The organism is Rhizobium sp. CF142 (assembly GCF_000281145.1).
Lineage (GTDB): Bacteria > Pseudomonadota > Alphaproteobacteria > Rhizobiales > Rhizobiaceae > Rhizobium.
The window spans coordinates 70,008-88,392 of the sequence record NZ_AJWE01000021.1 but is presented as its reverse complement, the minus strand read 5'-3'; the positions used below and the strand labels follow the sequence as shown (position 1 = coordinate 88,392).

Genomic DNA, 18,385 nt, shown 5'->3' with positions numbered 1-18,385 from the left:
CCATGAGCGAACAGGCTCCCGTTATCGCCGTATTGCTGACAGAAAAGACCCGTCGCATGATGCTGGACGATGCCGCCATCGCCCAGTTGAACGCCCTTGGCGAGGTGCGTTGGCCGTCCGGCGCCACAATCGACGCGACCGATGTCGACCACCTGTTGCAGGGTGCCGTTGCCTGCCTCACCGGGTGGGGGACGCCCGCCTTTGATCCTGCCGCGCGTCAACGCCATCCGCAACTCGCCCTTGTCGCCCATTCGGCAGGCAGCGTCCGCACGCTGGTCCCGGCGCGTCTGTTCGACGATGGCATTCGCGTCACCCATGCCGCCTCGAAAATTGCCGCCTCGGTTGCCGAATTCGTGGTTGCCGAAGCACTGCTTGCCATGCGCGGCATTCATCGGCTGCATCACGGATTGCGCAGCGGCGGTGAATGGCTCGACGTTCGCGCAGCCGTGCCGCAAAGATTGCTTGGCGGCAGGACGATCGGTATCGTCGGTGCAGGATATGTCGGCAGGGCGGTCATGAAGCTGCTGGTCCCATTCGGATGCCGCGTGCTGGTTGTCGATCCGTTTCTGGATGACAGCGAGGCCGCTGCGCTCGGCGTTATCAGCGCCGAGCTGAATGATATGCTCGTTCAGAGCGATGTGATTTCCCTGCATGCGCCTGTTCTGCCCGAAACGCGCCGCATGATCGGCACCCGCGAACTTGCATTGCTGCGCCCCGGCACGCTGTTCATCAACACCGCGCGTTCGCAGCTGGTTGACGAGGCGGCTCTGCTGGCTGAGATCCGATCCGGCCGTATCGAGGCAGCATTGGACGTCTTTGACGACGAGCCGTTGCCTCCGGACAGTCCCTTCCGTAACCCCACACTAGCCAACGTGACCATTTCGCCGCATGCTGCGGGTCACACCGAAGAGGCGCATCTTAGCCAGGGGCAGGCCATGGTGGACGAGATTGGCCGGCTTCTTCGCCGGGAACCGCTCCATCACGAAGTGTCCCGCGCCATGCTCGACCGGATGGCATGACCATGGACAGAAGTACTGGAGGTTCCGTGACGGCGCCGCGCATGAAAATCATCGAGATCGACGCCTTCGAGCGCGATACCAGCCTGCGCCTGCCATTCCGCTTTGGTGCGGCAACCCTCGAAAGGGCACCGCAGGCCTTCCTGAGGGTCCGCGTCGAGGATGAAGAGGGCCGAAGCGCCGTCGGCGGCGCCGCGGAAATGATGGTGCCGAAATGGTTCGACAAGAACCCGGCCTTCACGCCGGCGCAAAATGTCGACCAATTGCGCGCCTCGATCCGCGTCGCTGCCGCTGCATCGCTCGAACCGTCTCCCCCGATGACATTGTTTACCGCCGCCCGCGTCAACGAAATGGAGACCGTCAGTCGCCTGCCCGCAAATCCGTTGGCCGCCGGTTTCGGCCCTTCGCTCATCGCCCGCGCCGCGCTCGATGCCTATTGCCGCCTTGCAAGCATTTCCGTCTTTGATGCGGTGCGCCGCAATCTCATCGGCATCGGCGGCCATCTGCTGCCCGGCGATATCGATGCGGATGCAGCGTCGGCGACGCTGGCCGGTCTTCGCCCCGCCGGCTCGATCTCCGCCCGGCATACGATCGGGCTACTCGACCCGATCACCGAGGGCGATATAGTCCATCCGGTCGACGACGATCTGCCGCAGAGTCTGGAGGCCGTGATTGCGCACTATGGTAACCATTGGTTCAAGATCAAGCTTTCAGGCGTGCTCGATGCTGATATTGACCGCCTGACGCGGATCGCCGCGGTGCTGGACCGCGTGCCCGATTACCGAGTGACGGTCGACGGCAACGAACAGTTTGGCGCCGCCGAACAGCTCGGCGCGTTGCTGGCGCGGGTTGAGGCGACGCCTCGGCTGGCGAGGCTGCGTGCGGCGATTGCTTTCGTCGAACAGCCGTTCTCGCGCGCGATCACGATGGAAACGCCTCTGGGCAATCTGGCGGCGCAATTGCCCTTCCTGATCGATGAAAGCGACGATGGCGACGATGCCTTCGCCCGCGCTCGGCGGCTTGGCTATACCGGCGTCTCCTCGAAAACCTGCAAGGGCATTTACCGCTCGCTCGTGAAGGCGATCCGCATCAAAACGGGATCCGTGCCGGGACTGTTCCTTTCGGGCGAGGACCTGACCTGTCAGGCCGGACTTGCGGTGCAGCAGGATCTGGCGCTGGTCTCTCTGCTCGGCCTGTCCCATGTCGAACGCAACGGTCATCACTATGTCGCCGGCATGCAGGGCGCGCCGCAGGCGGAGAGGTTGCGTTTTGCCGTGGCCCATCCCGATCTCTACGAGTGGGTTGACGAAGGGCCGCTCCTGGCGATCCGGGGCGGCCGGATCGCCATCGGTTCGCTCGGGACGGTCGGCTACGCGAGCGGCGTCTTGCCCGATTTCGATGCGATGGAGCCGCTGTCATGAGGTCAGCCAGTGTTCAGCATGAGCGAGGGAGGCGTGACGTGCAAAAGGGTATTGAACTCTTCGATCTGTCCGGCAAATGCGCTCTGATCACAGGATCCAGCCAAGGCATCGGCTTCAGCCTAGCTCAGGGCCTGGCCGCGGCGGGTGCCGAAATCGTGCTCAATGGCCGTGATGCCGAAAAGCTCGCTACCGCGGCCGAGCTCCTGAGCGCGGCCGGCACGCCGCCGCAAACGCTGCAATTCGACACGACCAACGCCAGGGCCGTGCGTGCAGCCATCGACGCGTTCGAGCGATCCACAGGACCGATCGATATTCTGGTCAACAATGCCGGCATGCAGCATCGCGCCCCGCTGGAGGAGTTCGAGCCCGATATGTTCGAACTGCTGATGCGAACGAATGTCTCCGGTGCCTTCAACGTCGGGCAGGCCGTCGCACGCCACATGATCGCACGCGGGCGCGGCAAGATCATCAACATCGCTTCGATCCAGACCGCGCTCGCCCGGCCGGGAATTGCGCCCTATACCGCAAGCAAGGGCGCGCTCGGCAATCTCACCAAAGGCATGGCGACCGACTGGGGCCGCCATGGGCTGGCAGTCAATGCCATCGCCCCGGGATATTTCGATACGCCGCTCAACGCAGCGCTCGTTGCCGATGCCGAGTTTTCGAGCTGGATCGGGCGACGCACGCCGGCCGGCCGCTGGGGCAGACTGGAGGAACTGACAGGCGCCTGTATTTTTCTTGCTTCGGACGCCTCAAGCTATGTCAATGGCCACATACTTTACGTGGATGGAGGCATGTCGGCATGTCTGTGAGAGCCAACAAGACACCAGCGATTGAACCGGCAAGCCGTTGATCATCCTATCCACCCAGTCCGATCTCAATCCCTGCCACCCCCATTTCAAGCATCTGCTGTCGTGGTTTGCCCGTCGTTCGCCTGTCGTTTCGCACGGCGACGGGAGGGCGCAAAAATCCCAAGCCTCTTGCCGGCGCCTCGCCGGCATTCTTCGGCACATGCAGGCAACGCGCGCCATCAATGATTTTGATCTGCTGGCTGCTCCAAATCCGAGGGCGGTTCTGCGAGCATATCTCGCATGCAAAATCTGCACTAAGGTGCGATTGGTTCGGACCGCAAATCGACCTATGTTCACCGTCTGAAGTTTCTCATCGCGTCGCCCTTGATCGCGGCGTCAAAGCACACAGGCACCTTCCATGACCAAAGGCTCTGATCTCCTCATCGCGGCGCTTGAGAATGAAGGCGTGGAGCGTATCTTCGGCATTCCGGGCGAAGAAAACCTCGACGTCGTCGAATCCATCCGCAAATCCTCAATCGAGCTCGTGCTCACGCGACACGAGCAGGCAGCTGCGTTCATGGCTGCGACCTACGGACGGCTCACGGGTAAGCCTGGCGTATGCCTGACGACGCTTGGGCCAGGAGCATTGAACCTGTCGACGGGAGCGGCCTATGCTCTTCTCGGCGCAATGCCCATGGTGATGATCACCGGCCAGAAGGGTATTCTTTCATCGCGGCAGGCTCGTTTCCAGATCGTTGATGTCGTCGCATCGATGAAGCCGCTGACCAAGCTCACGCGTCAGATCGTTTCGCCGCAGATGATCCCGACCCTGGTGAGGGAGGCGTTCAGGATCGCGCAGGAGGAACGGCCTGGTCCAGTTCATCTCGAACTGCCTGAAGACATCGCTGCAGAGGAGTGTGAAGACATCGCCCTGGTGGCGCCGCATCAGCTTGAACTGCCGACCGCAAGCGATGCTGCGCTCGATCGTGCGGCTGCGCTGATTGCATCGGCGAAGCGTCCATTGCTCATGTTCGGAGCGGCAGCCTCGCGTCCTCGATCCACGTCGGACATCGCCCAGTTCGTTATTCGAACGCGCATCCCTTATTTCACGACCCAGATGGGGAAGGGGACGGTGCCAGGGGGAACAGAGCTCTACATGGGCACAGCGGCCCTCTCGGAGCGTGACTACGTCCACGAGGCCATCGAGCAGGCAGACCTGATCGTCACGATCGGCCATGACACGATCGAAAAGCCTCCGTTCATCATGGGCAAGGGCGGTCCCAAAGTCGTCCATGTCGGATATCAGCCCGCGACGGTCGAGCAGGTCTATTTTCCTCAGGCCGAGATCATCGGTGATATGGGGCCGTCACTCAAGGCGCTCGCCGATCGCCTGGAAGGCAAGCTGCCGAACGCGCAGGCGCTTCTTCACCTGCGGGAGCGAATTCTGGACCGCATTGCAGACCGGGCGACGGAAGAACGGTTTACGCCGCAGAGGCTTGTCCACGACATCCGTGAGGTCATGCCCCATGATGGCATTCTCGCTCTCGACAATGGCATGTACAAGATATGGTTTGCTCGCAACTATCGCACCAAAATGGCGAACACGCTGCTTCTCGACAACGCGCTTGCGACGATGGGGGCTGGCCTTCCATCGGCAATGGTCGCGTCAATGCTCTACCCGCAACGACGGGTAATGGCGATCTGCGGCGACGGCGGGTTCATGATGAATTCGCAAGAACTGGAGACCGCCGTCCGGCTGAAACTGAACCTTGTTGTTCTCGTGATTGAAGACGATGCCTACGGAATGATCCGTTGGAAGCAGGCCGTCGACGAATTTCCGGACTTCGGCATGACATTCGGCAATCCGGACTTCGTCAAATATGCGCAATCCTACGGTGCCAAAGGCACGAGGGTCGATGATATCGGCCAGTTCGAGCAGGTTCTCGAGGATGCGTTCAAAGACGGGGGCGTGCATCTGGTCAATGTCCCCGTCGACTATTCGGAAAATGAACGTGTGCTGGTGAAAGAGCTGCGCGAACGGCTGCCGGCAATTCTGGAGGCATGAGATGTCGCTTAGCTTAACGGTTTATCAGGCGTTTGATCGAGCGATCATCACCGAGTTACCGACCGATGACGCCGCCGCACTTGATCGCAAGCTGGATACTGCCGCGAAAGCCTTTGCCGATCGCGAGGCGTGGTTGCCTGCGTATCAGCGCATGGCGATCCTGAGAAAGACGTCAGAACTGCTGCACGACAACAGGGACCGTTTCGCGATGACGATTGCGCGGGAAGGCGGCAAGCCGCTGGCGGACGCCATCGTCGAAGTCACACGAGCAATCGACGGGTTGGTCAACGCCGCCGATGAAATCCGCAACTTCGGCGGCAAGGAAATCCCGATGGGGTTGACTGCCGCGAGCTTGAACCGCCTGGCGTTTACAACGAAAGAGCCGATTGGTGTTGTCGCGGCGATCTCGGCATTCAATCATCCTCTCAACCTCATCGTTCATCAAATTGCGCCGGCCATCGCCGTCGGATGCCCAGTCATCGTAAAGCCTGCGGCAACGACACCCATCTCGTGTCTCGAAATCGTGAAGCTGCTTTGGGAAGCCGGTTTGGACGAACGCTGGTGCCAGACCTTCGTCACCGATGACAACGCGCTTGCTGAATCCTTCGCGACCGATCCCCGCGTCGCGTTTTTAAGCTTCATCGGATCTGCAAAAGTCGGCTGGTATCTCAAGAGCAAGCTGCCGCCAGGCACGAGATGCGCGCTTGAACATGGGGGTGCTGCACCTGTTATCGTTGATCGAAGTGCAGATGTGGCCGCAGTCGTCAGTCCCATCGTCAAAGGAGGCTACTATCATGCAGGCCAGGTCTGTGTGTCGGTCCAGCGGGTATTCGTGCACGAAGATATCCTGGAGCCGTTCACCGAGAACCTTGGCGCCAAGGTCGCGGCTCTTCGGGTCGGCGATCCAACCCACAAGCAAACCGAGGTGGGGCCACTGATCCTGCCACGCGAAACGGAGCGGGTAGCGAACTGGATCCGGGAAGCAGTTGATGCGGGAACAAAACAGCTTGGAGGCGGGCGCCTCTCGGAAACGACGCTGCTGCCGTCGGTGCTGCTCAATCCGCCGGCGGACGCAAAGGTGTCGCAACTCGAAGTCTTCGGCCCGCTGACCTGCGTCTACGGTTACCGAAACCTCGACGATGCAATTCAGAGTGCCAACTCGCTGCCTTATGCGTTTCAGTCGAGCGTATTTTCCTCTGATATTGCCGTTGCACTCCGGGCGGCGAAGCGTCTGGATGCAGCCACCGTTCTCATCAACGACCACACTGCGTTTAGGACGGACTGGATGCCGTTTGCAGGTCGCCGCCAGTCCGGTTATGGCGTCGGCGGTATCCCTTGGACGATGCAGGAGATGGCAGATGACAAGATGGTCGTTCTCAATGGGGTAAGCTAGGCGCTTGCCTCTCTTGCCCCGAGGGGAGCGCCCGGCACCGGGGCAGCGCTCTCCCTTTCTCCTTCCATTGTCGACGAGCCCGGCGCCATCTTCGATCTGTATCTTCGCCTGTAGGCTCGCAGCTGGAACTTGGCCGACGCGTGGCTAGATTTCGGCTCTCAAGTCACCGTAATGCGCTGTCAGTCGATCGAGGGCAAAAGCTCTGTTAAGCCCGCTGGGGTTCGGCAGAACCCAGGTGTTGGCGCCGGCGAATAGCTCGCTCTGCCTTCCCCAATCGCAGTCGGCCCGTGCGGTAATCGCTGCGAAGGCAGCCTTGCCAAGAAAGGCGAGGTTAGCCGGCGCGAACTTGGTTATCTTCGCTTCGAGCAGAGGTGCTGCCTTTTTATAATCGTCCAGCCGCAATTCGCTGGCGCTCTTCGTGGCTCGCGAGACGGCGGCCGTGATGCCGCATCCATAGTTGAGCAGCTCCTGCTCTTCGTCGGCGCGCAAGAGGCGCGACGTAAAGCCAGAAAGGTGTAGCACCCTCCAGAAGCGGTTGCTGGGAGACGAGAAATTATGGCCGTCCCGGACTGCTGACAGTGCAGGGTTCAGGCCACAGAAAACGACGGACAGGCCCAAGCCGAGCACGTCCGAAAGCCCGGCTGGCGTTTGTTGCACATCCCCGCCGCGATCCATCTGCGCAGACACCAGCCGATCTCCCTTCAATTGATTGATCATACCGGGCGCCTTTCCTCCTGCCCAGAGCGTCGTTCTGACCTCGTGGCACGTCAGGGTCTTGAACTGTTCGACGTGCCGGCAATCTGCATCATCACTGGGTGGATGACTGGACTGTGACGATTGTTACTTGCAATGTTTATAAAAACGTCTATCACTAAACATATTGCTAAACATGAGGGTTGAGGAGTTCATGTAGGCATTCTCTGAAATTGGTGGACTTGCATGTCGGCGGGGAGCCGGCTTTGGTTCTGGGAGGAACGTATGCAAAAGAAATCGAAAGCCCTTCTCGGGCTGGCATCGGCATTCATCATGTCGTCGGCGCTGCCCAATCTCGCAAAAGCTGATCAACTGACACTCTGCTGGGCGGCCTGGGACCCGGCCAACGCGCTTGTCGAACTCTCGAAAGATTTCACCGCCAAAACCGGCACTGAAATGAAGTTCGAGTTCGTGCCGTGGACCAGCTATGCCGACCGCTTTCTCAATGAACTGAACTCTCATGGAAAGCTCTGCGACCTGATCATCGGCGACAGCCAGTGGATCGGCGGCTCGGCCGAAAACGGCCATTACGTCAAGCTCAACGACTTCTTTGACAAGGAAGGCATCAAGATGGATGACTTCGTGCCGGCGACGGTGGTTGGCTACTCGGAATGGCCGAAGAATACGCCGAACTACTGGGCGCTGCCTGCCATGGGCGACGTGGTCGGCTGGACCTATCGCAAGGACTGGTTCGAGCGGCCGGAACTGCAGAAGGAATTCAAGGAAAAATATGGCCGCGATCTTGCCGCGCCCAAGACCTATGACGAGCTGAAGCAGATCGCCGAGTTTTTCCAGAAGCGTGAGATAGACGGGAAGACAGTCTACGGCGCTTCGATCTACACCGAGCGCGGTTCCGAAGGCATCACGATGGGCGTGACCAACGTGCTGTATGACTGGGGTTTCCAGTACGACAACCCTGAAAAGCCGTATGAAATGGAAGGCTTCGTCAATTCTCCCGATGCGGTGAAGGGTCTGGAATTCTACAAGTCGCTCTATGATTGCTGCACGCCGCCCGGCAGCTCCAACGTCTATATGGTCGAGTCGGCCGATGCCTTCAAATCCGGCCAGGTGGCGATGCAGATGAATTTCGCCTTCACCTGGCCTGGCCTCTACAAGGACGAGAAGGTAGGCGGCGACAAGATCGGTTTCTTCCCTAATCCGGCTGAGAAGAAGCACTTCGCTCAGCTCGGCGGACAGGGCATCTCGGTCGTTTCCTATTCCGACAAGAAGGACGCTGCTCTCCAGTATATCAAGTGGTTCGCCCAGCCCGAGGTGCAGGCGAAATGGTGGCAACTCGGCGGCTATTCCTGCCTGAAATCGGTGGTGAACGCTCCTGACTTTGCTTCCAGCCAGCCCTATGCCCAGGCGTTTCTGGACTCGATGGCGATCGTGAAGGATTTCTGGGCCGAGCCGAGCTACGCAACCCTCCTCCAGGACATGCAGAAGCGCGTTCATAACTATGTCGTGGCCGGCAACGGTACCGCGCAAGAGGCGCTTGATGGCTTGGTGAAGGACTGGACCGAAGTCTTCAAGGACGATGGCAAGATCTAGTGTCCGGCTGGACGCACAACCTTCTTGTCAGAATGGCGGCCCGGATCGCCAAGACTGCCGGGCCGCCACGTGTCTCATATACGCAAAGACCAGGTGACACCTTGAACATTTCTTCTTCCTCTATGGTCGAGAAGGCTGCAGACGCAACTGCAAGGGCGACGCCGACATCGCTTGCCCGCCGCGTCCGCGGACTATCCGATCGAGCAATCGCCTGGGTATTTATCGCGCCCACCATTATCCTGCTTCTCGCCATCAACATCTTTCCGCTGATCTGGGCGATCTATCTGTCGTTCACAAATTATCGCGCCAACCGTCCGAATGCGCCGGTCCTGAACGTTGGATTGGGCAATTACGAGCGGGTGCTCAACGACCCCGACATCTGGCAGGCGATGCAGACGACGGCGCACTTCGTCTTCTGGACGATCCTGCTGCAGACGGTCATCGGCTTTACGCTCGCCTATCTGATCGACCGCAAGTTTCGCGGCCACGCCTTCTGGACGACGCTGATCCTGATCCCGATGATGCTGTCTCCAGCCGTCGTAGGCAACTTCTGGCGCTTCCTCTACGAGCCGCAGATCGGTCTCTTCGCCTATGCCGTATCCCTGGTCACCGGCATCCCGACAGCCGACATCCAGATGCTCGGCAGCGTTTCGCTTGCACCCTGGGCGATCATTATCGTCGACACCTGGATGTGGACGCCGTACGTTATGCTGATCTGCCTGGCAGGCCTGCGTTCCATCCCCGACTATATCTATGAGGCGGCCGAGGTGGACCGCGCCTCCGCCTGGCGGCAATTCTGGTCGATCACCGTGCCGATGGCGCTGCCCTTCATCATGCTTGCGGTGCTGTTTCGCGGCATCGAGAATTTCAAGATGTTCGACATGGTGACACTGCTGACAGGTGGTGGCCCGGGCTCGACCACCGAGGTTGCCTCCATCACCTTGAAGCGGGCCGCCTTCGAGAGCTGGGCAACCGGACGGGCGTCGGCCTTTGCCATCGTCCTCTTCGTTGCCGTGTTCGGTCTCGCAAACATCTACGTCAAGGCACTCAACAAGGTGAAGCAGCGATGAGCTCGGTTACCTCAGCCCATTCGGTCGTCGAGCCGAGCCCGACCAGCAAGAGGATCGCCGGCGCTATCGTGATCCTCTACGCCTTGATCACGATGATCCCGCTCGTCTGGATCTTCCTGACCAGCATCAAATCTCCGCCGGATTCCATCAGCTATCCTCCGAAGATCGTCTTTGCGCCGACCTTGGAAGGCTACTGCAATCTGCTGACGACGAGAACGCGCCAGACGCCGGAATACATCGCCTCCCTGCCTGCGCCGACCGGCACCTGTGATGAGGTGACCCGCAAGCGAAACATGGTCATTGCCGGTCCCTCGAATTTCCTGCCACGCTTTGCCAATTCTCTGGTGATTGCCTTCGGCTCGACGTTCCTGGCCGTATCGTTGGGAACGCTTGCCGCCTACGGTTTTTCCCGTTTCAGGATACCGCTCGCCGACGACCTTCTGTTCTTCATCCTGTCGACGCGCATGATGCCGCCCATCGCGGTCGCCATACCGATCTATCTCATGTACCGCGAGCTTGGCCTCTCCGACACGGCGCTGGGCATGATCCTGCTCTACACGGCAGTCAACGTCTCGCTTGCCGTCTGGCTGCTTAAAGGCTTCATCGACGAGATCCCGCGCGAATATGAAGAGGCTGCGATGATCGACGGCTACACCCGGCTGCAGGCATTCTGGAAGGTCGTCCTGCCGCAGGCCACCACAGGCATCGCCGCCACTGCGATCTTCTGCCTGATCTTTGCCTGGAACGAATATGCCTTTGTCGCATTGCTGACCTCGGGTGAAGCTCAGACGGCCCCGCCATTCATACCGACCATCATCGGTGAAGGCGGCCAGGACTGGCCTGCCGTTGCTGCGGGAACAACGATCTTCCTGATCCCGATCCTCGTCTTCACCATTCTGCTGCGCAAGCAGCTCCTGCGCGGCATCACTTTCGGAGCGGTTCGCAAATGACCCATCTCATCGAGACCCCACGCCCATCCCGCCCGAAGCGCCCGTTCTTTTTGCGCCGGGGCCCTATGGAGAACATCGCGACCGCCTTGATCGCCATCGGTTTCCTCATGCTCTTCCAGCCGTTCCTTCTCGTGCTCTATACCTATTCGTTGGTGACGCTGCTCGCAGGCACCGCCATGTTCATCATCGTTTCGAAGTTTCCGGAGTGAGTCATGGCGGAAATCAGAATAGAAAATCTCCGTAAGCAGTTCGGCGGCTTCGTGGCGGTGCAGGATTCGAGCTTCGTCATTCATGACGGCGAGTTCCTGGCACTGCTCGGCCCTTCTGGCTGCGGCAAGACGACGACGCTTCGTATGATCGCCGGCCTGGAATTGCCGACCAGCGGCAAGATCTATCTTGATGGGGAGGATGTCACCTTCAACCGCGCCAGCGCCCGCGACATCGCCTTCGTCTTCCAGCTTTTTGCGCTCTATCCCCATATGAATGTGCGCAAGAACATCGGCTTCCCACTCCTGTCGCAAGGCATGCCGAAGGCCGAGATCCGCCAGCGCGTCGAGGAGACCGCGCGGCTGCTGCAGATCGATCATATCTTGAACCGGTCCGTCTCCGGACTTGCGGGCGGCGACCGCCAGCGCGTGGCTCTCGGCCGCGCGATCGTGCGCCGTCCGAAGTGTTTCCTGATGGATGAACCGCTTGGCACGCTGGATGCCGAATTCCGCGAGGTGATGGTCCATGAGTTGCGCGAACTGCATAACCGCATCCACGCGACGACGGTTTACGTGACGCATGATCAGCATGAGGCGATGGCGATGGCCGACAAGATCGCGGTCATGAACCATGGCGTCATCGAGCAATTCGGCACGCCGCAGGAAATCTACAGCAAGCCGGCCACCATGTATGTCGCAGATTTCATCGGTTCGCCGCCGATGAATTTCATGCGCTTCACGTCGGGTCTCAAGGCGGGAGCGCGGTCGATATCGCTTAACGGCGTCGACGTCAGCATTCCCGAGGTGCACCAGGATATGGCCGAGGCGGAGTTTGCGCTCGGCGTCAGGCCCGAACATATCCGCTTCAGCGACGCGTCACCCTTGCGAGGAGCCGTCTATGGCAGCGAATATCTCGGAACCAACCAGGTCGTGGCAATCGAGACATCGAGCGGCGTGATCAAGGCACGCGTTCCGGCGAACCGCGATTTCCGTATCGGCGAGACTGTTGGCCTTGAACTCAATCCGGGAAAGCTCGCACTATTCGACTGCAAGTCGGGCCGCGCTGTTGCCTCGGCACTCTACTCGGAGGCTCAGTATGGCTGACGTCGTTCTCAAGGGGCTCAATAAGCGTTTCGGTGACACTCAGGCTCTGGCCGATCTCAACCTGTCGATCCGAGACGGTGAATTCGTCGTTCTGCTCGGGCCGACAGGTGCTGGCAAGACGACCACGTTGCGTCTTATTGCGGGACTGGAGCACCCCGACGCTGGGCGTATCGAAATCGGCGGCCGCAATGTCGCAGGCGAAGCTCCCGCGGAACGGGATGTCGCCTTCGTCTTTCAACAATACTCGTTGTATCCGCATATGACGGTCTACGACAACCTTGCCTTTCCGCTGCGAGCCCCGGCGCATCGACTTCCAAGCGAAGAAATCGACCGCCGTGTTCGCGAAATTGCGCGCATGGTCAGGATCGACCATAAGCTGGAGAACCGTTCGACGCGTCTGTCGGGCGGCGAAATGCAGCGCGTTGCGATCGGCAGGGCGCTCGTGCGCCGACCCGCCATTTATCTGATGGACGAACCGCTCTCGTCGCTCGATGCGAAACTGCGCGCAGAACTGCGCCTGGAACTGAAGCGTATCCAGAAAGAACTCGGCTCGACCCTGCTCTATGTAACCCACGACCAGGTCGAGGCGATGACCATGGCGGATCGGATCGGCATTGTCTCGGAAGGACGACTGTTGCAAGTCGGAACGCCGCGCGAAATCTATGGCAATCCGGCCAGCCTTCATGTCGCCGCGCGCCTTGGCCAGCCGCATATCAACCTGTTGCCGGCCGATCTTCTTCCCGGTGCCAATCCGCCGCCGGGAACGAAGACGATCGGCGCGCGAACCGAGCATCTTGATATCATCGTCGATCAGAACGCCGATGCGAAGATCGATTGGATCGAACATCTGGGGGACCAGAACCACCTTCACATCAAGGTGCGCGACCACAAGCTGGTCACGCTTGCCGATCCATATTTCGCAATCCGGCCGGGTGATCGAATAAGCCTGACGCTGCGCGATCCACTCTATTTCGACGCCAGCGGCCAGCGCCTTGGATAAGCAGCAAACGAAACGGCATAAAAGACGGGTCTGTCTCCATGAAACATTTCTTCAATCGCCGGGAAACCATTGTCACAGAAGCCCTGGACGGCCTGCTCCAGACAAGCGGCGCCGGTCGCCTTGCCCGTCTCGACGCGTTTCCGGAGATCAAGGTGATCCTGCGTGCCGATTGGGACAAGTCGAAGGTCGCCATTATCTCGGGCGGCGGGGCGGGGCATGAGCCCTCGCATGCAGGCTTTGTCGGCAAGGGCATGCTTACCGCAGCCGTATCCGGCGAAATCTTTGCCTCGCCGAGTGTCGATGCGGTGCTGACGGCGATCCGCGCCGTAACCGGCCCCAAGGGCGTCCTGCTGATCGTCAAGAACTATACGGGCGATCGCCTCAATTTTGGTCTCGCCGCCGAAAAGGCCCGTGCCGAGGGTTTCGATGTCGAGATGGTCATCGTTGCCGACGATATCGCGATCCCTGGCATCATCCAGCCCCGCGGCGTTGCCGGTACGCTGTTCGTGCACAAGATCGCCGGCTATCATGCCGAGGCCGGCGCTGAGCTCAAGACGGTGGCGGAACTAGCGAATGCCGCAGCGGGCAGCATCGTTTCGCTCGGCATGTCGCTTTCAACCTGCAGCGTGCCCGGCCAAACGCACGAGGATCGACTGGGCGCCAATGAAGGCGAGCTCGGCCTCGGTATCCACGGCGAGCCCGGGGTCGAGCGTATTTCCCTGCAGCCGATTGCCGATCTGGTTGCGACGATGACCGAGCGGCTGGCGGCGAAGCTCGATGGTGCGGGAGATCATGCGCTGCTGATCAACAATCTCGGCGCCGTGCCGCCGCTTGAAATGGGCGTCATCGCCAACGCTGTGCTGTCGTCACCGATCGCCAACCGTGTTCGGCTGATCATTGGGCCGGCACCGATGATGACCGCTCTCAACATGAACGGCTTTTCCCTGTCGCTCATTCGACTGGATGCCGACCGTGAAGCCTCCCTGAGGGCCGCCGTCGAACCCCATGCCTGGCCGCCCGCGACCGAACGGCACGAGATCGCTATCCTTCCCGCGCCTCAACGGGCGTCGCGACAGAGCGATGCGGCACCCGCCAGCGACGATAGGGATAATCGTCGTCTCCTGACCGCACTTTGCGAGCATCTGCTTTCCCTCGAAAACGAGCTCAACCGCCTGGATGGCCTGGTTGGTGATGGCGATACCGGCTCCACCGTCGCGACCGGAGCCCGCAGCATTCTTGCCCGCATCGACACACTTCCACTGAAAGATCCTGCCGCGACGATGGCTTCCATCGGCGAAATCCTGAGCACGAGCATGGGCGGCTCCAGCGGCGTCCTTCTCTCGATCTTCTTCACGGCCGCATCCAAGTCCATGGCCGAAAAGGACGATATCGCCGCAGCCCTGCTTGCCGGGCTTGATCGGATGACGTTCTATGGAGGTGCCGTTGTGGGCGACCGCACTATGGTCGACGCACTGGCTCCTGCGCTTGCGGCCCTTTCATCGGAAGGTGTCGCGGCCGCGGCAAGAGCGGCGACGACAGGTGCTCAGTCGACAAGAGCGATGCGACAGGCAAAGGCCGGTCGTGCCTCCTACGTTGGCGAAAGGGATCTGGAAGGCGTGCCCGATCCGGGTGCCGTGGCCGTGGCAGGCGTATTCGAGGTAATGGCAGCGCTCGTATGAGCTTTGGAGGCGGGAGGGTTTCGGGTGCAGGCTGAACCGGTTCTTCTCATGGGATTGATCGAAGCTTGCCGTGCAGCGATCGCGGCAAACAGCGAGCACCTGTGTGCGCTTGATCGCGCCATTGGTGATGGCGATCACGGAACGAACATGCGACGTGGCTGCGAAGCGGTGAGCGCCGAAGATGCCTCCGTTTCAGCCCTTCCCTTGCCTGATGCGCTTGAGAAAATTGGCTTGACGCTCGTGATGAACATCGGTGGGGCGGCAGGCCCGCTTTACGGAACGCTGCTCATGGAGATGGGCCGCGAGCTCCGTGCCTCGGACGAGGAGAAAGATTTTTCGGCGGCACTGAAACAGGCGATCAACGCCGTCGCGCGTCGTGGTCGCTCACATGCCGGGGACAAGACGCTTCTTGATGTTCTCTATCCCGTTCAGGACGCGCTCGCACATCGATTGCCTCTGACGGACATCGCACAACAGGCCGAACTTTCTGCCGAGCTGACGGCTGCGATGAGGGCCATGCGCGGGCGCGCCTCATATCTCGGAGACCGGTCGATCGGCCATGTCGATCCGGGCGCCTCAAGTTGTGCGCTGCTGACAAATGCGATCTGCCGCTACCTCGAGGAGTACCGACCGGTATGAATGGGAAGAGGCCTAACGTCGGGATCGTGATTGTTTCCCACTCGCCGCTGGTTGCGCGTGGCACTGCCGATATGGTGCGGCAGATGGTTGGCGACAGTGTGCCGCTTGCCTGGTCGGGCGGCAACAGTCACGGCGAACTCGGGACGGATGCCCGCGGCATTCTCAAAGCCATCGAGGAGGCTTGGTCGGACGCAGGCGTTGCCGTCTTCGTTGATCTTGGTGGAGCTGAAACCAACAGCGAAATGGCGGTTGAGATGCTCGGCCTGCCGCGGTCGAAGCAGGTATCGATCTGCAATGCACCCGTCGTGGAGGGAGCCGTTATCGCGGCCGCCGAGGCTTCCGGCGGTGCATCGCTGAGCAAAGTCATTGCGACGGCAGAGGAGCTATCACCCTGATGAGCGGCGGATTGCGCATGGGGGGCCATGAGGGCGAGCAGATGCATGCCAACTGCCAGACGGAGGTCGAGGTCAAGCATGGCGTTGGACTGCATGCTCGGCCCTCGGTTACATTCACGCGGCTTGCAAAGTCGTTTCCCTGCTCGATCGAAGTCGCGATCAACGGCAGCGATGTCTGGCTGAATGGCAAGAGCATCATCAAGATCATGGGTGCCAGGATCCGCAAGGGATCGTTGCTCAAGATTCGCGCCGAGGGGATCCTCGCCGAGGAAGCGATTCGCGCATTGAAGGGCCTCGTTGAGCGCAACTTCGATGAGGAAAAGAAGCATGGCCGCACCGCCTAGTCTGAAAGCCACGGGTGCATCGCCAGGCGTTGCTACCGGACCGGCCTATGTCGCAAAGCCGATGGCGGCTGCTGCGTCGCCGCCATCAAGTCTTTCCGGCCATGCCGAACTCGGCGATGCCATTAAGAAGGCCATCGGCGAACTACGCGACCTTGCGGCGGGGACAGACCTGGAGAGTGGCGAAATCATCGAGTTTCAGATTGAAGTGCTCCAGGACCCGACGCTGATGGAAATGGCCGGCGCGCGGATCGATGCGGGCGAAAATATAGTGTTTGCCTGGGTAGGGACACTCGATGGCTATATTCGCGAACTGGAATGCGCCGAGGAAGACCAAGTGCGGGCGCGTGCCGTCGACATTCTCGACGTCAAGAATCGCGTCCTGTCGATCCTGACCGGGGCGCCGATCGACGACTTTCCGGCCGGCTCCATCTATGTTGGAAAAGACATGGAGCCCAGTCGATTCCTCGCACATGACTGGTCGGCCGGTGGGGGTATCGCTCTTTATGCGGGCAGCGCAGTCGGCCATGTGGCGCTGCTTGCCCGGTCTCGCTCGGTCCCGATGGTCATCGGCGCCGGTCCCTTCGCGACGGAGAAGGGACAACACATCGGGGTTGATGGCGATTCAGGTATCATCATGCTTCAGATAGCCAAGCAGAGGGCGACGCCGGCTCCGCTCGACCATCGCCCGACAAGAATGGCATCGACGGCCGACAACGGCACTTTGTACACGGCCGACGGCTCGCAGGTCCTGCTGGCCGTCAACGTCAACGCTCCCGACGAAGTCGATGCGATCGATGTTGCGACAACCGCCGGCATCGGGTTGATGCGCTCGGAATTCGCGGTGACGTCGCTCGCGGATGCCGCAAACGAGGAAAAGCAGTTCGCAATCTACCGCCACCTGCTGGATTGGGCCGGTGGCCGGTCGACGACAATTCGCATGCTGGATATAGGCGGCGACAAGCCGCTCGCCGGACTTGCCGACGTACCCTCGCTACGTGGTATCCGTCTTCTGCTTGCCCGGCCGGAGATCGCGCGTGTTCAAGCCCGCGCGCTTTTGCGTGCGGCAGTCTTCGGCAGCCTTCGCATCATGCTGCCGATGGTGATGTTTCCATCCGACGTCGATGATATCAGGCAGATCTATCGCGAAGAATCCGACGCGCTCGCCCGACGCGGTCTGCCGCATCGCATGCCTCCCATCGGAATGATGGTAGAGGTCCCGGCCGCCGCGCTCATGCTGGACGAGTTCGAAAGCGCTGACTTCTTTTCGTTCGGGACGAACGACCTTGCGCAATATCTCGTCGCCTCGCCTCGCGAGGGTGCCGACTTTACGCTTTACCAGGCCAAGGCGGTGCCGGCCGTACTGCGCCTGCTGACCCAGGCCATAAGACTGGCCGGAAGCAAACCGGTCAGCATCTGCGGCGACATGGCCGGGGATCCGTCCCTGACCGCGGATCTGCTTGCCGCAGGCATACGGCATTTTTCCGTGACACCCGCTCAACTTCCCGCGATAAGATCGGCAATCGTCGGCCTGAAGGCAGATGGGACAACGGCAGCCGGAGAATAGGATGGCGCGCGAAGACACGGAAGACGCCATTATCGCCTACAAATCCATTCTGGCGCAAATCATCGACAACAGGCCTTCTGGAACACGCCAGCGGCTCGCGACGGAACTTGGCAAACATCGGAGTTTCGTCACGCAGATAACAAGCCCGACTTATACGACGCCGCTTCCTGCCCGGCATCTCGCGACGATCTTCCGGGTGTGCCATTTCAGTGCCGCTGAACAGGAGCGCTTTCTGAACGCTTATCAAGCTGCACATCCAGGCAAGCTGCCGGAACTTGGCGCCTCGGAGAAACTGCGGCACATTTCGCTGATGGTGCCCGATTTCGGCGACGAGAGACGCAACCGGCTGCTGGAGGAAGCGATTGCCGATCTGGTGCAGAAGATTGCCGCAATTTCGGGGTTGTCGGATTAAGTAAGCCCTTGTGGCGCATGCAAAAGGATTGG

General features: G+C 60.4%; 18 protein-coding genes. 17 read left to right on the top strand and 1 reads right to left on the bottom strand.

Translation table 11 applies throughout. The features are described 5' to 3' along the window. Positions 1-2 precede the first annotated feature (2 nt). The 5 genes from PMI11_RS06725 to PMI11_RS06705 all read left to right on the top strand — a co-directional run bounded on the left by PMI11_RS06725 (position 3) and on the right by PMI11_RS06705 (position 6,686). The gene (locus PMI11_RS06725; RefSeq protein ID WP_007814782.1) at positions 3-1,019 is read left to right on the top strand and encodes a hydroxyacid dehydrogenase; all 1,017 of its coding nucleotides are present in this window, start codon (positions 3-5) and stop codon (positions 1,017-1,019) included. Then, a complete protein-coding gene (locus tag PMI11_RS06720; protein ID WP_037070812.1) occupies positions 1,016-2,437 on the top strand; it encodes a mandelate racemase in 1,422 nt (473 codons plus the stop codon). The genes PMI11_RS06725 and PMI11_RS06720 overlap by 4 nt, the downstream gene beginning before the upstream one ends. Continuing rightward, positions 2,434-3,249, top strand: coding sequence for an SDR family oxidoreductase (locus PMI11_RS06715; protein ID WP_051034535.1), 816 nt, complete (start codon positions 2,434-2,436; stop codon positions 3,247-3,249). The genes PMI11_RS06720 and PMI11_RS06715 overlap by 4 nt, the downstream gene beginning before the upstream one ends. Positions 3,250-3,646: 397 nt before the next feature. Next, positions 3,647-5,293 (top strand): acetolactate synthase large subunit, encoded by a 1,647-nt coding sequence (locus PMI11_RS06710; protein WP_007814775.1) that lies wholly within the window; start codon positions 3,647-3,649, stop codon positions 5,291-5,293. A gap of 1 nt (position 5,294) precedes the next feature. Beyond that, positions 5,295-6,686 (top strand): aldehyde dehydrogenase family protein, encoded by a 1,392-nt coding sequence (locus PMI11_RS06705; protein WP_007814773.1) that lies wholly within the window; start codon positions 5,295-5,297, stop codon positions 6,684-6,686. A 144-nt stretch (positions 6,687-6,830) separates the two neighbouring features. On the opposite strand, the gene mug is transcribed toward PMI11_RS06705, so the two are convergent. Beyond that, positions 6,831-7,361, bottom strand: coding sequence for a G/U mismatch-specific DNA glycosylase (gene mug, locus PMI11_RS06700; RefSeq protein ID WP_051034536.1), 531 nt, complete (start codon positions 7,359-7,361; stop codon positions 6,831-6,833). A gap of 303 nt (positions 7,362-7,664) precedes the next feature. Between mug and PMI11_RS06695 the strand changes: the two genes are divergently transcribed. From PMI11_RS06695 to PMI11_RS06640, 12 genes are all read left to right on the top strand, one after another. Continuing rightward, positions 7,665-8,990: an ABC transporter substrate-binding protein gene (locus tag PMI11_RS06695; protein ID WP_007814768.1), complete on the top strand. Its 1,326-nt coding sequence runs from the start codon at positions 7,665-7,667 to the stop codon at positions 8,988-8,990. Positions 8,991-9,091: 101 nt separating this feature from the next. Beyond that, positions 9,092-10,060 (top strand): carbohydrate ABC transporter permease, encoded by a 969-nt coding sequence (locus PMI11_RS06690; RefSeq protein ID WP_183800803.1) that lies wholly within the window; start codon positions 9,092-9,094, stop codon positions 10,058-10,060. Further along, positions 10,057-11,010 carry a carbohydrate ABC transporter permease gene (locus PMI11_RS06685; protein ID WP_007814762.1) on the top strand — a complete coding sequence of 318 codons (954 nt, stop codon included), beginning with the start codon at positions 10,057-10,059 and terminating at the stop codon, positions 11,008-11,010. Before PMI11_RS06690 ends, PMI11_RS06685 begins: the two co-directional genes overlap by 4 nt. After that, a complete protein-coding gene (locus PMI11_RS06680; protein WP_007814759.1) occupies positions 11,007-11,219 on the top strand; it encodes a hypothetical protein in 213 nt (70 codons plus the stop codon). The genes PMI11_RS06685 and PMI11_RS06680 overlap by 4 nt, the downstream gene beginning before the upstream one ends. Before the next feature lie 3 nt (positions 11,220-11,222). Further along, a complete protein-coding gene (locus PMI11_RS06675; protein WP_007814752.1) occupies positions 11,223-12,320 on the top strand; it encodes an ABC transporter ATP-binding protein in 1,098 nt (365 codons plus the stop codon). Then, positions 12,313-13,320 (top strand): ABC transporter ATP-binding protein, encoded by a 1,008-nt coding sequence (locus PMI11_RS06670; RefSeq protein ID WP_007814751.1) that lies wholly within the window; start codon positions 12,313-12,315, stop codon positions 13,318-13,320. Before PMI11_RS06675 ends, PMI11_RS06670 begins: the two co-directional genes overlap by 8 nt. 38 nt (positions 13,321-13,358) lie before the next feature. Beyond that, entirely contained in the window at positions 13,359-14,999 is a 1,641-nt protein-coding gene (locus PMI11_RS06665; protein WP_007814750.1) for a dihydroxyacetone kinase subunit DhaK, read from the top strand. Positions 15,000-15,047: 48 nt separating this feature from the next. After that, the gene (gene dhaL / locus PMI11_RS06660) at positions 15,048-15,638 is read left to right on the top strand and encodes a dihydroxyacetone kinase subunit DhaL (RefSeq protein ID WP_037070823.1); all 591 of its coding nucleotides are present in this window, start codon (positions 15,048-15,050) and stop codon (positions 15,636-15,638) included. After that, positions 15,635-16,033 (top strand): dihydroxyacetone kinase phosphoryl donor subunit DhaM, encoded by a 399-nt coding sequence (dhaM, locus tag PMI11_RS06655; RefSeq protein ID WP_007814748.1) that lies wholly within the window; start codon positions 15,635-15,637, stop codon positions 16,031-16,033. Before dhaL ends, dhaM begins: the two co-directional genes overlap by 4 nt. Next, positions 16,033-16,377, top strand: a complete 345-nt coding sequence (locus PMI11_RS06650) for an HPr family phosphocarrier protein (RefSeq protein WP_007814747.1) — start codon at positions 16,033-16,035, stop codon at positions 16,375-16,377. Before dhaM ends, PMI11_RS06650 begins: the two co-directional genes overlap by 1 nt. Then, complete coding sequence (locus tag PMI11_RS06645; RefSeq protein ID WP_007814746.1) at positions 16,361-17,941, top strand: putative PEP-binding protein; 1,581 nt, start codon at positions 16,361-16,363, stop codon at positions 17,939-17,941. Before PMI11_RS06650 ends, PMI11_RS06645 begins: the two co-directional genes overlap by 17 nt. A gap of 1 nt (position 17,942) precedes the next feature. Continuing rightward, a complete protein-coding gene (locus PMI11_RS06640) occupies positions 17,943-18,353 on the top strand; it encodes a hypothetical protein (RefSeq protein ID WP_007814744.1) in 411 nt (136 codons plus the stop codon). The last annotated feature ends 32 nt before the right edge of the window (positions 18,354-18,385 follow it).

What these genes read in the sequence shown, in the direction of transcription:
- PMI11_RS06680 (WP_007814759.1), top strand. Translation starts at nt 11,007, where the DNA reads ATGACCCATCTCATCGAGACCCCACGCCCATCCCGCCCGAAGCGCCCG.
- PMI11_RS06720 (WP_037070812.1), top strand. Translation starts at nt 1,016, where the DNA reads ATGACCATGGACAGAAGTACTGGAGGTTCCGTGACGGCGCCGCGCATG.
- PMI11_RS06650 (WP_007814747.1), top strand. Translation starts at nt 16,033, where the DNA reads ATGAGCGGCGGATTGCGCATGGGGGGCCATGAGGGCGAGCAGATGCAT.
- PMI11_RS06670 (WP_007814751.1), top strand. Translation starts at nt 12,313, where the DNA reads ATGGCTGACGTCGTTCTCAAGGGGCTCAATAAGCGTTTCGGTGACACT.
- PMI11_RS06695 (WP_007814768.1), top strand. Translation starts at nt 7,665, where the DNA reads ATGCAAAAGAAATCGAAAGCCCTTCTCGGGCTGGCATCGGCATTCATC.
- mug (WP_051034536.1), bottom strand. Translation starts at nt 7,361, where the DNA reads ATGGATCGCGGCGGGGATGTGCAACAAACGCCAGCCGGGCTTTCGGAC.
- PMI11_RS06665 (WP_007814750.1), top strand. Translation starts at nt 13,359, where the DNA reads ATGAAACATTTCTTCAATCGCCGGGAAACCATTGTCACAGAAGCCCTG.
- PMI11_RS06685 (WP_007814762.1), top strand. Translation starts at nt 10,057, where the DNA reads ATGAGCTCGGTTACCTCAGCCCATTCGGTCGTCGAGCCGAGCCCGACC.
- PMI11_RS06715 (WP_051034535.1), top strand. Translation starts at nt 2,434, where the DNA reads ATGAGGTCAGCCAGTGTTCAGCATGAGCGAGGGAGGCGTGACGTGCAA.
- PMI11_RS06640 (WP_007814744.1), top strand. Translation starts at nt 17,943, where the DNA reads ATGGCGCGCGAAGACACGGAAGACGCCATTATCGCCTACAAATCCATT.
- PMI11_RS06645 (WP_007814746.1), top strand. Translation starts at nt 16,361, where the DNA reads ATGGCCGCACCGCCTAGTCTGAAAGCCACGGGTGCATCGCCAGGCGTT.
- PMI11_RS06705 (WP_007814773.1), top strand. Translation starts at nt 5,295, where the DNA reads ATGTCGCTTAGCTTAACGGTTTATCAGGCGTTTGATCGAGCGATCATC.
- PMI11_RS06675 (WP_007814752.1), top strand. Translation starts at nt 11,223, where the DNA reads ATGGCGGAAATCAGAATAGAAAATCTCCGTAAGCAGTTCGGCGGCTTC.
- dhaL (WP_037070823.1), top strand. Translation starts at nt 15,048, where the DNA reads ATGGGATTGATCGAAGCTTGCCGTGCAGCGATCGCGGCAAACAGCGAG.
- PMI11_RS06710 (WP_007814775.1), top strand. Translation starts at nt 3,647, where the DNA reads ATGACCAAAGGCTCTGATCTCCTCATCGCGGCGCTTGAGAATGAAGGC.
- PMI11_RS06725 (WP_007814782.1), top strand. Translation starts at nt 3, where the DNA reads ATGAGCGAACAGGCTCCCGTTATCGCCGTATTGCTGACAGAAAAGACC.
- dhaM (WP_007814748.1), top strand. Translation starts at nt 15,635, where the DNA reads ATGAATGGGAAGAGGCCTAACGTCGGGATCGTGATTGTTTCCCACTCG.